Source organism: Acidobacteriota bacterium (genome assembly GCA_040754075.1).
Classification (GTDB): Bacteria; Acidobacteriota; Blastocatellia; order UBA7656; family UBA7656; genus JBFMDH01.
This window is the reverse complement of the sequence record JBFMDH010000057.1, coordinates 1-14,411: the sequence shown is the minus strand read 5'-3', so window position 1 is coordinate 14,411 and position 14,411 is coordinate 1. Positions and strand designations below refer to the sequence as shown.

The 14,411-nt window shown below is 49.5% G+C and carries 14 protein-coding genes; 12 read left to right on the top strand and 2 right to left on the bottom strand.

Translation table 11 applies throughout. The features are described 5' to 3' along the window. Positions 1–206 precede the first annotated feature (206 nt). Positions 207–683: a DUF6677 family protein gene (locus AB1757_30800; protein MEW6131458.1), complete on the top strand. Its 477-nt coding sequence runs from the start codon at positions 207–209 to the stop codon at positions 681–683. Further along, positions 683–859: a hypothetical protein gene (locus AB1757_30795; GenBank protein ID MEW6131457.1), complete on the top strand. Its 177-nt coding sequence runs from the start codon at positions 683–685 to the stop codon at positions 857–859. The genes AB1757_30800 and AB1757_30795 overlap by 1 nt, the downstream gene beginning before the upstream one ends. Positions 860–1,047: 188 nt before the next feature. Here AB1757_30795 and AB1757_30790 read toward each other — a convergent pair whose 3' ends face one another. Continuing rightward, positions 1,048–1,863: an AraC family transcriptional regulator gene (locus tag AB1757_30790; GenBank protein ID MEW6131456.1), complete on the bottom strand. Its 816-nt coding sequence runs from the start codon at positions 1,861–1,863 to the stop codon at positions 1,048–1,050. A gap of 132 nt (positions 1,864–1,995) precedes the next feature. Here AB1757_30790 and AB1757_30785 point away from each other — a divergent pair, with 132 nt between their 5' ends. The 6 genes from AB1757_30785 to ahcY all read left to right on the top strand — a co-directional run bounded on the left by AB1757_30785 (position 1,996) and on the right by ahcY (position 7,356). Beyond that, positions 1,996–2,568, top strand: a complete 573-nt coding sequence (locus AB1757_30785; protein ID MEW6131455.1) for a DJ-1/PfpI family protein — start codon at positions 1,996–1,998, stop codon at positions 2,566–2,568. A 42-nt stretch (positions 2,569–2,610) separates the two neighbouring features. Next, positions 2,611–3,282, top strand: a complete 672-nt coding sequence (nth, locus tag AB1757_30780; GenBank protein MEW6131454.1) for an endonuclease III — start codon at positions 2,611–2,613, stop codon at positions 3,280–3,282. A gap of 99 nt (positions 3,283–3,381) precedes the next feature. Next, complete coding sequence (locus AB1757_30775) at positions 3,382–3,795, top strand: HEPN domain-containing protein (protein MEW6131453.1); 414 nt, start codon at positions 3,382–3,384, stop codon at positions 3,793–3,795. Then, positions 3,774–4,595: a hypothetical protein gene (locus tag AB1757_30770; protein ID MEW6131452.1), complete on the top strand. Its 822-nt coding sequence runs from the start codon at positions 3,774–3,776 to the stop codon at positions 4,593–4,595. Before AB1757_30775 ends, AB1757_30770 begins: the two co-directional genes overlap by 22 nt. A gap of 235 nt (positions 4,596–4,830) precedes the next feature. After that, a complete protein-coding gene (gene metK, locus AB1757_30765; protein ID MEW6131451.1) occupies positions 4,831–5,979 on the top strand; it encodes a methionine adenosyltransferase in 1,149 nt (382 codons plus the stop codon). 96 nt (positions 5,980–6,075) lie between these two features. Beyond that, on the top strand, positions 6,076–7,356 hold the full coding sequence (ahcY, locus tag AB1757_30760; protein MEW6131450.1) for an adenosylhomocysteinase: 1,281 nt from the start codon (positions 6,076–6,078) through the stop codon (positions 7,354–7,356). A 147-nt stretch (positions 7,357–7,503) separates the two neighbouring features. Here the strand turns inward: ahcY and AB1757_30755 are convergent, their stop codons facing one another. Then, complete coding sequence (locus tag AB1757_30755) at positions 7,504–8,868, bottom strand: tetratricopeptide repeat protein (protein ID MEW6131449.1); 1,365 nt, start codon at positions 8,866–8,868, stop codon at positions 7,504–7,506. A gap of 419 nt (positions 8,869–9,287) precedes the next feature. Between AB1757_30755 and AB1757_30750 the strand changes: the two genes are divergently transcribed. Genes AB1757_30750 through AB1757_30735 form a run of 4 tightly spaced genes read left to right on the top strand, consistent with a single transcriptional unit; the run spans position 9,288 to position 14,282 of the window. After that, positions 9,288–10,901 carry a collagen-like protein gene (locus AB1757_30750; protein MEW6131448.1) on the top strand — a complete coding sequence of 538 codons (1,614 nt, stop codon included), beginning with the start codon at positions 9,288–9,290 and terminating at the stop codon, positions 10,899–10,901. Between the two features lie 23 nt (positions 10,902–10,924). Continuing rightward, positions 10,925–11,602 carry a hypothetical protein gene (locus AB1757_30745; protein ID MEW6131447.1) on the top strand — a complete coding sequence of 226 codons (678 nt, stop codon included), beginning with the start codon at positions 10,925–10,927 and terminating at the stop codon, positions 11,600–11,602. Positions 11,603–11,637: 35 nt separating this feature from the next. Beyond that, on the top strand, positions 11,638–13,329 hold the full coding sequence (locus AB1757_30740) for a hypothetical protein (GenBank protein MEW6131446.1): 1,692 nt from the start codon (positions 11,638–11,640) through the stop codon (positions 13,327–13,329). Then, positions 13,329–14,282: a hypothetical protein gene (locus AB1757_30735; GenBank protein MEW6131445.1), complete on the top strand. Its 954-nt coding sequence runs from the start codon at positions 13,329–13,331 to the stop codon at positions 14,280–14,282. Before AB1757_30740 ends, AB1757_30735 begins: the two co-directional genes overlap by 1 nt. Positions 14,283–14,411: the final 129 nt, after the last annotated feature.

Here is a 14,411-nt window from a genome sequence, read left to right as displayed (position 1 = left end):
TCATCGGCTTAGTCATAAGGCAAGGCTTCAAGTACCTGCCGGATGCGAGAAGAAAGTATAGTGCGCAACCGCTTGAAGGGCTCAAGCTCATCTTGCGGCGCTAATTCAGACTTTGTTACAGCCGTGGACGTTTTGCACCCCTGCTTGACACTGTTTGCAAGCCAAACCTAATATAATGGATTGAATAACTCACAAAGGAGCCGCGCTTGCAAAGCAAAGAGGAATTGACCGACAACCTTGCCGCAAAATATGCGCAACTGACCGCCGACGAAGCACCTAAAGTTTATCCCGCATCGAAACGCACACTCGCACTGGTGGTTGCCTGGCTGATTCCGGGCGCGGGCCATTTGGTGCTGGGAAAATATGGACGCGCGGCAATGTTTTTTTTAACCATCACCGCAGCTTTTATGATTGGTCTCGCGCTGCACGGGCGATTGTTCTGGCCGCTGCAACCGACAGTTGAAAATTCTTCTTCCCCCGATTTTGTCAGTTTTCTGTGGTTTTTCGCGCAAATCGGCACAGGGCTTTGCTACCTGTTTTGCTACGCCTTAGGCATCAATACCATACCGACGCCGAACGCCCCGACCTATGAATATGCCAATGCGCTCACCTGTCTTGCAGGACTTTTAAACTATCTGGTCATTCATGATGTGTTCGATATTGCCGCCGGGAGGAAAAAATAATGCACTTTTTGATGATGGCGCTCTATGCGGCGGTAACTGCAATCGTCTCGGCAGGCATTGCGCCCAACCTGGGCACTCCTCGCCAGCGCACACTTTACGGTTTGAAAGTCTTTGGCACTTATCTCGCCGTCGGGGTTGTGCTCTCCTGGGTTCTCTTTTTTATTCCACGTTGGTGAGTGAAAAATTGCCTCCTCTTACGCAGTCAAATACCGCTTGCTCAACGACGCGTGATTTATAACCTAGCCAAGACCCCGATTCATCAGAGCGCAGTTCACGACCCGGTGTGCCGCCTGGTCAACGAAGGGTAATTCCCGTTATGGTCAAAGCGCGCTCAACCTATCGCCGATAAAAACATCGCGCCGCTCTAAGCCTCTTTCAATAAACAGAAATTGCTTGGCGTAAACCCGAAGATGCGTTTGAAATGGCGCGTGAAATGGCTCTGGTCGGCAAACCCCGCATCATAGGTCGCTTCGGAAATCGTTTTGCCTTGCGCTAAAAATTTTCGCGCTTTGAGCAGACGAACCTGGGTTTGAAAAGCGTGGGGCGGCAAGCCTATCGCTTTGCTGAACACCCGGTTTAAATGAAAAGGGCTGAGATTGGTCAGGTGGGCAAGCGTTTCAAGCGAAATATTTTCCGCATAATTTTCTTCGATATACGCTCTCACCAGTTTAACCGCTGCGGGTTCCTTTCCGGTGTCAACGAGCACCATTCGATTTTCACCATAACGCGAGATGAGTTTGATTAAGAGATCAAACAGCAGGGTTTCGCGTTCGAGGCGCGAAGCCGTAGCCTCAAAAGAGGTGTGCGTAGATTGAAAACCGGCAAGCAAATCCTGGTCACAAATAATCGGCGTCGGAAAAAATGGCAACCTCTGCCTGCCATCATTCACATAAAGCAAGGCGCGTTGCACAATATCCGGGCTGACATTCAAGGTGCGAAATGAACAGCCGTGTTGATGGGTTGCGGCATTGGAATGAAGTTCGCCGGGATGCACAATGAAGAGACTTCCGGCGTGGGTTTCATGGAATGCGCCGCGATAAAACATCTGTCCGGTGCCCTGTTCAATCAGGCAGAGATGAAATTCCTCGTGCCAGTGTTTGGGGTGTGGGTGTTTGACTTGAACCCCTTTTAATAATTCGATGTCGTTAAATTCGGGAAGATGCCAGACTTTGATTTTCACGCTTGCCCCATGTGCTTTTCAAACTGGGCTGGGTAGCCAACAGCTTACCCGACGATTTATCAAGCGGTAAAGTGTGAGCGATTGGTTTTGTCACTGATGCTTGCTAAACTTTTTGCGTTTAGGAGAGGAGTTATGAAAATCGCTTTTATCATTTTTGATGGAATGACGACGCTCGATTTCATCGGCGCTTTTGATGCGGTGACAAGGTTGAAAACCATGGGCGTCATCGAAAATTTAAGTTGGGATATTTGCGCATTGACCGAAACCGTAAGCGACCCCGCAGGACTGAAAATCATCCCCACAAAAATCGGCGAACCTTTAAGCGGCTATGATTTGTTGATGGTGCCGGGCGGCTTCCAAACCCGAAGCTTGATCAACGACCAACGTTTTATTGAATGGCTTCAAACGGCTGCCGATTGCCCGTTGAAAACTTCAGTTTGTACAGGTTCATTGCTACTGGGCGCAGCCGGTTTTTTAAAAGCTAAAAAAGCCACCACCCATCAATCGTCATTCAAATTTCTGGAGCCGTTTTGCGCTGAGGTCGTTGACGAAAAAGTGGTTGACGCGGGCGAAGTGATTACGGCGCGCGGCGTCTCTTCTTCGCTTGACCTGGGACTTTATCTTTGCGAAAAACTCGCAGGCAGGGAAGCGCGTGAACGCATTCAAAAACAGATGGATTATCAAAATTCAGTCCACCAGCGATGATTCCCCTACAATCCGCAAGCGCTTTTGCGTAAACTTGAAGACGTGAACCCAGAGAAACAACCGCTCGATATTGATAAGGCTCTGCGACGCATTGATCAAGCTGTCGAACCCTTTGCCAAAGCCGCTATGTTTGAGCTTGCCAGCGAAGGTCACAACTCGGTTTTTGAATTGCTGGTCTCCTGCATCATCTCGATTCGCACTTATGACGAAGTAATGTTGCCGGTGGCGCGCTCGCTTTTCGCGCGAGCGCGCACCCCGCTTGAGATGACCAGACTCAGCGTCAAAGAGATTGACGCGCTGATTCGGCAAGCCACTTTTCATGAAAACAAAGCGCAACAAATTCATGACATCGCGCGTCGCGCCGTTGAAGAATTCGGCAATGCGCTGCCTTGTGATGAACCGGTGTTGCTATCGTTAAAGGGCGTCGGACCGAAATGCGCTAATCTGGTTTTAGGAATTGCCTGCGGTCAGGCGCGTATTGGCGTAGATATTCATGTGCATCGCGTGACCAATCGCTGGGGCTATGTTCAAACTAAAACGCCTGAACAAACCCTGGTGGCATTGGAAAATAAATTGCCGAAAAAATACTGGGTGGAAATCAACCGGTTGCTGGTGCCTTTCGGCAAACACCTCTGCACGGGTTCGGCTCCGAAATGTTCAACCTGCCCGGTGCTGGAGATGTGCGAGCAGGTCGGCGTGGTTGCGAGCCGTTGATATGTTTAATACGTTAAGACTTTAAGTGTGTGTGATAACCTTCTTACTTTCAAGAGTCAAAGTGAAGTAATAAAAATGGTGGAATGAGAAAGCTCATTTATGAATAGGGATGATTTAAAGGAACTCACAAAAATACGATTAAAAGAAGCCAAACTATTACTTGATCATGGGAAGTATTCAGGGGCGTACTATCTTTGTGGTTATATAGTTGAGTGTGCGTTGAAAGCTTGCATTGCAAAACTGACTAGGCGATACGATTTTCCAGATAAAAAACGCGCGAACGAAAGCTACACACATAATTTATCCGATCTTGTTAAAGTGGCAGGTTTAGTGGCGTCACTTAATACCGAGAAAACATCAGATCCGACTTTTGAAATTAATTGGAAGGTTGTTATAACCTGGGATGAGTCAAGCCGGTATACTACACATGGCCAAGCGGAAGCTCAGGGATTGTATCAGGCTATAGCAGATAGAAGGCATGGGGTTTTGAAATGGATAAAACAACATTGGTAGAAATGAAAATAGACGAAGGTTGGGAAGTCTTAAACGCTTTGGGTAATGCTGGGTTACGATTAGAATCAGCATTCTGGTATTCCTACCCTGAAAGCGGCGAATGGAAATTGTTGCTTGCTTCTCCGTTGGTACGTACTAAAGGCCAGTCCGTTCTCTATAGCAAGATTCGAGATGTACTCAATAATATAAAACCGCCTACTCAAATATCACTGGATGACATTTTGCTTTTGAGTCCTTCAGACCCAAGAATTAGAGAGGTACAGACCATAACTTCGGATAAGATTTTTGTCTATCGGTTGCCATTAAACAGCCAAGATGACGCCGTCCTTCTCGCTATTGTCGAGTATTGCACAAAAAATGACACAGAATTTGTCGAATTGAGCAAGATTGAACAATCGAAATTTGCTCAACGTCTGAAGCTTAATAAAGACACTTTTTATGAAAGTATTGAGAGGCTTTTTGACTCAGGGTATCTTGAACGCCTTGCGAAAACCGAGGGTAATTACATTTTTAGACTTAGTTCTTATGGCTTTGAAGCATTTGCAAATGACATAGACCATAACTTTGAAGAGGTGATCGTTCAGACAATGGGGAGCATTATGGAGCATGGCGTTCCACTTGACTGTGAGAAATTACAATCTCTAATTGGAAAATCACGATTTTGGACACATTTTGTTTTGGAGATTTTGCACAAAAGAGGTTGGATAAGGCTGGCGAAATTTTTGGGTGGCAAGGATGTGGTTACTTTAATAACACCACGTGGAATGCGGGCAGCCGATAGATCGAAGAAAGTGGCATGAAACTATTCTCTATGTATGAGAGTGAATAGAACCCAGCTAAGCCGAATAAGTTTTAGCCCCTAGCAACCACTAACGCTTATTCACAAAATTATAGCCAGTTTGTCGGTAAAGGCATCTTGAACCAACCTTGACGCTGCATTTGACACTCTGTTAAATTCCGACGTTTAATGTACGAGCAAAATTCTCTCTGGAGCACACCCGCACAGAGCATTATCAATCAGGAGGCAATAATTACGTGGGGACACATAAGCATTTTTTTACGTCGGAGTCTGTAACCGAAGGGCACCCGGATAAAATCGCCGATCAAGTTTCCGATGCCGTATTGGACGCGGTCTTGACCGAAGACCCAACCGGTCGCGTGGCTTGCGAAACCCTGCTCACCACCGGGCTTGTGGTGGTCGCAGGTGAAATTACCACCAAAGCGGTTTTGGATTACAATCGCATTGCGCGCGAAACCATTCGCCAAATCGGCTATACACGCGCCAAATATGGCTTCGATTGCGACACCTGCGGGGTCATCATCGCAATGGATACGCAATCGCCTGACATCGCCATGGGCGTTGATCGCGAAGGCGCAGGCGATCAGGGCATGATGTTCGGTTACGCTTGCAATGAAACCCCGGAGTTGATGCCGATGCCGATTATGTTGGCGCATCAACTGACCAAAAAACTTTCCGAAGTTCGCAAAGAAGGGGTAATGGATTACCTCAGACCCGACGGCAAATCGCAGGTTTCCGTCGAGTATGTTGCCGGTAAACCGGTTCGCGTTGACACCGTCGTCATCTCCACACAGCACGCCGAATCCGCAACCAATGAGCAAATCTACGATGATGTTTTAAATCATGTGATTCGCGCTGTGGTGCCGGGTGAAATGATGGATGGCGATACCAAATTCCACATCAACCCGACAGGTCGTTTCGTCGTCGGTGGCCCACAGGGCGACACCGGACTGACGGGTCGCAAAATTATCGTTGATACCTACGGCGGCGCAGGCGCGCATGGCGGCGGCGCATTTTCAGGCAAAGACCCCACGAAAGTTGATCGCTCAGCCTGTTACATGGCTCGCTACATTGCCAAAAATATTGTTGCCGCAGGACTCGCAGAAAAATGCGAAGTGCAACTTGCATATGCCATCGGGGTTGCCGACCCGGTCTCGGTTCTGGTTGATACCGCCGGCTCCGGCAAAGTTGATGAAGACAAACTCTCTGACCTGGTGCGCGAACATTTCAAACTCACCCCCAAAGGGATTATCGAAAGCCTCGATTTGCGACGACCGATTTATAAGAAAACCGCCGCTTACGGTCACTTCGGTCGTAATGAACCTGAATTCACCTGGGAGCGCACCGATAAAGCTGATGCCTTGAGAGCCTCGGCGGGAATTTAACTCGGTAGTCGGTAGCCAGTAGTCAGCAGCCGGTAAAGTTAAGCTTGTTTTTACCGACCACCGACTACCGACTGCTAATTTAAGGAGAAATATCGAATGTCCAGTAGCTCACCTGTTCAAAACTATGATGTGAAAGATTTGAGCCTCGCGCCGCTTGGCAAAAAACGTATCGAGTGGGCCGAGCGCGAAATGCCGGTTCTCCGCTTGATTCGTGAACGCTTTGCCACCGAGCGTCCGCTCGCCGGCAAAAAGATGGTGGCTTGTTGCCACATCACCACGGAGACCGCGAACCTCGCCCGCGCCTTGAAAGCCGGTGGCGTTGATGCGGTGTTGATTGCCTCGAATCCGCTGTCAACCCAGGACGATGTCGCGGCGGCGCTGGTTGCCGAATATGGCATTCCGGTTTTTGCCATCAAAGGCGAATCGCCCGAAACCTATAATCGTCACGTTCGCATGGCGCTCGACCACGAACCGGATTTGATTATTGATGACGGCTCGGACGTGGTCGCCACAATGGTAAAAGAGCGTCCCGAACTGCTCGGCAAAATCATCGGCACCACCGAAGAGACCACGACCGGACTTGTCCGGTTGCGGGCTTTGGAAAAGAGCGGTCGCATGACCTGGCCCGCCGTTGCCGTCAATGACGCGCAGACCAAACACTTCTTTGATAACCGCTATGGCACGGGACAATCAACCCTTGATGGGGTGATTCGCGCCACCAATATTTTGCTTGCCGGTCGCACACTGGTTGTCGTTGGTTACGGTTGGTGCGGCAAAGGCGTGGCGATGCGCGGTCGCGGACTCGGCGCCAATGTCATCGTTTGCGAAGTTGAGCCGATTCGCGCCATTGAAGCGGTGATGGATGGTTTCCGCGTGATGCAAATGGCGGATGCGGCAGCGGCTGGAGATATTTTCATCACCGTAACCGGCAATCATCATGTGATTGACGCGCATCATTTCGAGAAGATGCATGATGGCGCGATTGTTGCCAACTCCGGTCACTTCGATGTCGAATTGAATCTCGTGGCGCTTGCCGAAATGAGCGAAGAGAAGGTTGAAGTGCGCCCGTTCGTTGATGAATACAAATTGAAATCAACGGGCAATCGCATCATCGTTTTAGGTGAAGGGCGGTTGATTAACCTTGCGGCAGCCGAGGGCCATCCGGCATCGGTGATGGATATGAGCTTTGCCAATCAGGCATTGTCGGCTGAATATCTGGTGTTAAATCATGGCAAACTCACACCGGGCTTGCATCTGCTGCCTGAAGAAGTTGATAAAGAGATTGCTTCGCTCAAACTTGAAGCGATGGGTGTGAAGATCGACAACCTGACGCCGGAAATGATTGAGTATATGAATAGCTGGGAAATCGGCACCTAGAGCCGGTCGCATTGACTGAGGTTGAGGACGCGGTCAAAGACCGCTCGTTCAACGGGTGTTTAGATTATCGACAATGGCGATAAATATTGAGCGGCGACCTAACCTGGTCGCCGCTTTTTTATGCGCCGAAATAGCAGTTGAGTAATTTTAAGTCGCCGGTGCCTGCGTTGAACGCAACTGTTTTTCCGCCTGTCTTCCCCAGCGCCGCGATTGTCCGCTGTGGTCATAGAGTTTGGTTCGCGCCGCTTCCGCGCAGCGTTTGAATATAGCTTCGGCTTCCTCAAAGCGTTTCTGCTTTTGTAATGTCATGCCCAAATGAAAAAGCCCTTCGGGGTCGTAGAGTCTGTGCTCGACAAATCTTTCAAGCGCCGTTTGTGCGTCTTCGACCATGCCGGCGGCTAAATAGGTCGCGCCGATTTCGCGCCAGATTTCATGGTGCGCGTGTTTGTCATCCTGAACCACGACGGTATTGAAATGGTTGATGGCATCTTGCAATCGCCCTTCCTGTCGGGCAATGCAACCGAGTTGATAATGCGCATCGGTCTCGCGATCGTTGACCGCAATCGCTTCTTGAAAATATTTCTTCGCTTCGCTGTATTGCCGACGTTGTTGATATATCAACCCCAGTTGATAACGCGCCTCGGAATCGCTGGGATTGAGCATCGCGGCTTCGAGATTGCGGCGAAAACTCTGCCTGCCGCTGAAAATTGCCCCAAGTCCCGCGGCTTCGTTGCTGAAATAGCGCCATAGATAAAAGAGCAGAAACGGCGAAGCCAGAAACCACAGCATGGATTGTAAAAGCATTGCCACCCACGATACGCCAACCGCGCCGATGGCTCTTGAAAATCGCGCGCCGCAAACGATGCGTAAGGCGCACACCATCAGTGCAGCGAAATAAAGTTTGGCAGCAAGCGAAACCACCCACAAAACCATCCAGCCTTTTTGCAACGTTACAATCAGCAAGCCGGCAACCAGTAAGGGAAGATGCGCTGCCGCCCATGCCATCAAGGTGCAGGTGAGCAACGCGCCATAATCGCGATTGAAAGCGACCCCGAAACTGCCGATATTCTCCAACAAACTGATGACCAGAATGGTTGCCGGTACATAAAGCAAAGCCAGCGCCACGACAGTTAGCCAACTTCCGGTGGGCGATAATAACTGCATCAGATAAGCTGAAAGTCGCGCCCGGTTATCGGGCGGCGGCAGAGGCGCATCGCCTTCTTCGTCGTAATACTCCGGTGCTTCCGGCGCAATCTCGCGGTCTGATGTTCGGCTCTTTTCTTCACTTGCGGGATGTTCATTATCCGGTTGCGCGGCAGGTTGAACCTGCCTGGTAAACGGCACACGCAGTTGTGAATAGGTTTGAGCGGCAATGACAAATTGTATGCTTAGGGAAATCACCAGCACCGCGAGTCCGCCATAAAGCCAGCGACCTTTATCGATTAACTGGCTCATTGCCGCCAGCGGATTAATATACAATTTGAAAAAAAGTTTAAGCTGTTCACCAGACATCACTCACCTCATATCATTCAATTACGGTGTTTATATTTGGGTTTACTGGACGACGGTACTGAATCAATATCGTAGCGGGAAAGCAATAGTCAACACTTTTTAATACGAGTGCGACTTTAGCTTACTCTTGTTTGCGGTCGGTGGCGCGGCGCGTCTGTTTGCGGCGTGTCGCATCGCGGCAGTTAAACAAGCTGCTGCTTATGTTATTGTTAGTAACTGAAATCAAGAGAACGTCTGAGCAGGCTTTGTCTTCCCATCCCTTGATTGCGCAATAACTCATCTCAGAACTTATGATAGTTGAACTGTGTGATTAGGACAGCGCCAATTTAACCTTCCATTATTGCAACGACACCTCACGAGATTCTTCATAAAATCCGTCTCAACCGAGAAGCACAATGAGGATTTTTTGGAGGCGGGTTATGAAAAGCATCTATTGTTCGTTCGTGTCGGTTTCACTGTTGTTGTTGACAACGATTGGGGGATATCCGGAGGTTGGCAATAAGCGCCTCTTGCTCCAACAACGCAAATCCCTTGCAGTGCAAGCTGCAAAACAGCGGCTGGAATTGCGCCACGAACGATTTCAGCTTGTGCGCGAACTGCTATTTAAGAAAAAAATCTCGTTTCATCCTGACTTATTACTCAGTCCCATCTGGCGAAAAACGCTTGCTTCTGCGCTTGAACAGATGCCTGAAATGCAACGGGTAGTTTATCAGGTCGCGCCGTTAACCGGGGCTCAGTTTGCCGATACGCTTTATCTACCTGAGCAAGTCCAGATTGCTGACGATACCCTGATTTTAGCGAGACACATTATCTTTGAAGGCATACATCCGATTATCAAAGGACCTCACAATATTTATCTGCTTCCGGTTGAAACCCTAACCGTTATGGGCACAACCTTGCGGCACGTCGCAGAGCAGCAACAAGAGGTTGTCATACACCAAAACCCTGAAACCTTGAGTTCCGCCTTGTCTTGGGTGAAGGTCAAGGCTTCCATCAAAAAAGCGCGCAACCTCCGCAAACATATCACCATTGATGTAAGCGCTTACTCACCCAAAAAATCAAAGAAGTTTGAGCTGAATACGTCAACTGAGCAAAGCGGCGAACCGGGAAGCAACGGTGTGCCCGGAACTCAGGGCGTCCAAGGTCGAGATGGACTTCCGGGAATTTATGGACAGCCTGGGTATTGTGGCGGTGAAGGATATGTGAACGGGCAGTCCGGCAGCTTGGGTCAAGACGGCACGGATGGCGGGACAGGTGGCGATGGGGCAGCGGGCGTAACCGGCGGTAATGGCGCGTTCATTCAATTGGACATTCCTTTAGGCGCTCAAGAAAGTTACACGCTGATTTCTCGCGGCGGTAGTGGCGGCGAAGGCGGTGGAGGCGGCAACGGTGGTGATGGCGGCAATGGGGGGATTGGGGGGAGCGGCGGTAACGGCGCAGATTGTGAATGTGTGTATGGCGGGCGTGGCAATGGCGGTAATGGCGCAGATGGCGGGAATGCCGGCAATGGCGGTAACGGGGGTAACGGGGGGAATGGTGGTAACGGCGGTAATGGCGGGCTTATCCAGGTCGGTTACCCTTGCGGCTATGACCCGAGTTGGATTGTTACAGACGTTGAGAGAGGTTACGGCGGGTTTGGCGGCTATCCGGGCAGCGGCGGAATTAACGGAACTTACGGCTTTGGCGGACTCGGCGGCAACCCGGGTGGTGGAGAGTGCCCTTTATGTGATGGCGCGATAGTCACACGAGGCAATGACGGTAACAACGGCTTTCAAGGCGGATCGGGCACTTCGGGGATGCCCGGCTATTCTGGCGCTGATGGTCAAGACGGTTCGGTTGAATTAACTTCTATTCAACCTGAAGGCTGCGGCGGGGGTGGTGATGGGGAAATCTATACGGAAACTCATACGGAAAGATATGACTATGGTGCCTGTTACGACCTCTGGTTAGTGACCACAACCTACAGATGTCAGGGCAGTAATTGCACCATCGTGAATCAGACCTGGCAATATGTTGATACGGTTTGTTTATAAACTGACTTTTTAGTGGAGGAACAATGAGAAAAATTATGGAAAGCAAGAAATTGGGGAAGAGGTATGTGCTTTCGTCGGTATGGATGCTCATGCTAATGATGCTTGTGCCACAAACTTTTTCGCAGAGCGGTGACTCCTTGCAAGAGCGTGCCAGACGATCAGAGGGTGGATACATCGCTTACAAAGAAGTCAACTTCGGCGCCATTCACCTTAACCTTAACGGGCTCATCAAACAGAGTAACCAAGTTCTCATAGGAACAGTTCTGAGCAACCACTGCCGCCTTACGACTGATGAACGAAGCATCAACACATTATACAAAATCCGTGTTGACGAGGTGTTGAAGGGAGCATTGTCAAACGACCGCATTGTAGAAGTAAGTTTGCCAGGCGGCTATCTCTCTTTCAACAATGACACACACGCAGAGGTGCGCGTCACAGGCGGGTTCAGAAAGCTACTTGATGGCCGGCAGTATGTTCTGTTTCTAGACGACACGATTGAAAATGGCGTCTTTCTTTCGACCGGCGAAGCCCAAGGCCTCTTTGAGCTAAGAAAAGACAACCGCATCCTTCCTGCGGATATGCGCCCCGAACACCCGCTGGTGAAAACTTACAAGGAAAGTAAGGGAGAAGACTTCCTTAAAGCGATTCGCGAGGCAGTGAAAAAAGAGTCAGCCGGAAGTTCCGTCAACGACAATCAGTAACCCGGCTTACTTGACATGGTTTTGGAGGATTGAAGATGAAAAAAAACACTATCATTAGAGGTATTGAGCTATTAGCTTTGATAGGATTAGCTCTAGTTCCCTCGCTTGGTTACGCTCAACAGCGTGGGCAAGGGCTAACAATGCAACATCAACAAAACGTGCCGGTTGAAAATGCAGCTTCACGCCACAGGCAATGGCTGGCGAAGTTGCAATCAAAGGAAGCCGCACAAAGCAATGAGGAAAGGTTGGTGCGTCGCGCTTATGCTCTATTGATGCGCTATCATCAAGCGGCGAATGCGGAGACGGCGGCGAAAGACCAAGTGCAACACCTGGTTACGGCAGACGTACGGTTTGAGCTAAACGATATGCAGACCGGTTCAATCGAAGAGATACTTGATGAGCCGATAACAAAGTTCATCACCCTGCATCGAGGCTCCACTCTTTTGGTATGGCCTGAACTATACTCTTACAATGGCGGGCCTAAGCATATTCTTTACAGGGTGCGTTGGAGCGGTCAGAGGCAGCTTACCGAACCAACCCAAGAGGACTCAATGGAATCTGAAGCCGAAGGAGTTGAGACCACTGTGAGAGAATTTCTGGCTGATGATCCCAATTTGGCAAATGTAGCAAGGTACACATTCTATCAGGTGAAGGTTGAATTGAGTGGCAGAGCGCGTAGTTACAAGGCGATGGCACTGTTTTACAACCACCCTCAAAAAGCTGCTGAAATAACGATTCGATTCGTTGATTGGGTGGTAGGCCCAACCCCGCTTAGTAAAGTTCTACAGGAAAATCTGCCGCCTGTCAGATCTCCTTGGAATAGCTATATCCACAGTGCCACATACCGCGCCGTGGTTCGAGCAATTATGCAGACAAAGGAGCAAGGGCTTCCCCTGATTCCGAAAGAAGCTCCATTAGGATACTTACCCGGCGACGATGCCATAGCTGACGAGGAAGATGAACGGATGGCTATCGCTACGGCAGCCGCCTGCCAAAATCTGGATTTTACGATTACCTTCAATCGGGTAAATATCTCTCCTACTGGCACCAGCGGAACGTCCTCTGCAACCGTAACCGTGCAAACCGTGCCTCCTACGCCTAACTTGGGCGTACAAGTATTTTTGGGGGGAATTGACAATGTTGGCGGGCACATCAACCATACCGGTGCTCGTCCGCCAGGCGCGCTTGCGGCAACGCAAGGAGTTACCGGCGCAGACGGAGCCTTTCGGACAACTTACATCGCTCCAATCTTCGGAGGAGAGGTGCCGGTTTTTGCGCGAGTTACTGGTGTAGCTGTAGATAAAGGAGAAGTGATGCAGGTTACAGTGCCGGGACTGGGCAGTTTGGGTGGCGGACAAAATTATATTCTGGTAGGGACGACAGTAACACACCCCGACAACCACTACGGCACAATGACAGCGCTGACCAATTTGCCACTGATAGCAAATGATTATAAGTCGCAGTTTTATGGTAAAAACGCTATCCCGGAGTTAGAAAAACTGAAATACAACGACATGAGTCTGGTCAATGGCGGAAAGTTTGAAATAGCCGGAAATTGGGGCGATGGTCCGCACGCCGAGCATCGGACAGGAATTAATTGTGATGTTTATTCCGCCAATGTGCCTCCTGCACGATGGGAGAGGCTTAATCAAATTTTCCTTAGCCGAGGTGTCCGTAGCATTAACGATGAAACAGCCTGTTGCAATCACTGGCATCTGAGGTTTTAATGATGAAACATTTACTTGTTTGGATATTGATTGTCGTGGGAATGGGGATACAAAGCCTCTTAATTGAGAAGACCAAGCCCCTACCGTTACAAAAGAAACAAATTGTGCTATCGTCCCCCCGCCATTATCTGAAACGGGTGCTGCGAGTTGATCCCAAAACAGGAAAAGAAGTTCTCTATGATCCGCAACCGCGTATTGAACTGATTGATGCCAAAACGGGGAAGTATGCTCTAAAATGGATGGGCTATGATGGGAAAGAGAAGGTGGTTGTTTATCAGCGACCGGATGAGATTAATGTAATAGTTAGCGTATCCGTGGAGAAAAACAGCTCCGGACGATACGTTTACGAGTACACGATTCAAAATCTGGCTACGAGTGGGGAATATCTAGCAGGCTTCGCCGTGCAGACCTTTAGTTCAGATATGACCCCCAATGAATTCCCGGCAGAGATTGATAATATTTTTATTAGCGAAATGTCCAATACCATTCCTGAGTTTAAAGATGGAAGATGGATAAGGTTTGCTCCTTTATCTGAGCGTCCGCAGGTGAATCCAGGACAGCGTATAATATTTAAACTGACCTCTTCATCACCACCAGGACTATTGATGTGCCGTATACATGGAGGCGATTTTGTAATGAAAGGTGTTGGTGAGCATATGCCGCAAGAACTTGAAGATACTCTACCGGGGTATGAGGCTTGGCCAAGCGGCTTGACGATAGGTCCGGTTGAGAATTTGAAAACGCTGTCTAAAGATGAATGCGCCCGTTACTTGCTCGACCGACTTCCCAAATTCAAAGAACTAGGATGGATGACATCTGATGTTGTAACTTGGTATGAACAGCACCTGAAGAGCGATGAATGGGAGGCTCTGCTTAAGCGCGCAGAACAAGACTTGAAAGCGGAGAAAATCACCACCGAAGTGTTTGCGATGATCACAGGGCTGGCACGCTAACCGGGCGTGTATATAATTTTGTGTAAACGGTCAAATTAAACATCTGGCAGCCGGTCGGCGAACTCTATCGCAAACCGATTCAACGCCGCTCGCCAATCCTTCACCGGCATCGTCCAGCGCTCACTGATA

What these genes read in the sequence shown, in the direction of transcription:
- AB1757_30740 (MEW6131446.1), top strand. Translation starts at nt 11,638, where the DNA reads ATGAAAAAAAACACTATCATTAGAGGTATTGAGCTATTAGCTTTGATA.
- AB1757_30755 (MEW6131449.1), bottom strand. Translation starts at nt 8,868, where the DNA reads ATGTCTGGTGAACAGCTTAAACTTTTTTTCAAATTGTATATTAATCCG.
- ahcY (MEW6131450.1), top strand. Translation starts at nt 6,076, where the DNA reads ATGTCCAGTAGCTCACCTGTTCAAAACTATGATGTGAAAGATTTGAGC.
- AB1757_30785 (MEW6131455.1), top strand. Translation starts at nt 1,996, where the DNA reads ATGAAAATCGCTTTTATCATTTTTGATGGAATGACGACGCTCGATTTC.
- AB1757_30770 (MEW6131452.1), top strand. Translation starts at nt 3,774, where the DNA reads ATGGATAAAACAACATTGGTAGAAATGAAAATAGACGAAGGTTGGGAA.
- AB1757_30795 (MEW6131457.1), top strand. Translation starts at nt 683, where the DNA reads ATGCACTTTTTGATGATGGCGCTCTATGCGGCGGTAACTGCAATCGTC.
- AB1757_30750 (MEW6131448.1), top strand. Translation starts at nt 9,288, where the DNA reads ATGAAAAGCATCTATTGTTCGTTCGTGTCGGTTTCACTGTTGTTGTTG.
- AB1757_30745 (MEW6131447.1), top strand. Translation starts at nt 10,925, where the DNA reads ATGAGAAAAATTATGGAAAGCAAGAAATTGGGGAAGAGGTATGTGCTT.
- AB1757_30775 (MEW6131453.1), top strand. Translation starts at nt 3,382, where the DNA reads ATGAATAGGGATGATTTAAAGGAACTCACAAAAATACGATTAAAAGAA.
- AB1757_30735 (MEW6131445.1), top strand. Translation starts at nt 13,329, where the DNA reads ATGATGAAACATTTACTTGTTTGGATATTGATTGTCGTGGGAATGGGG.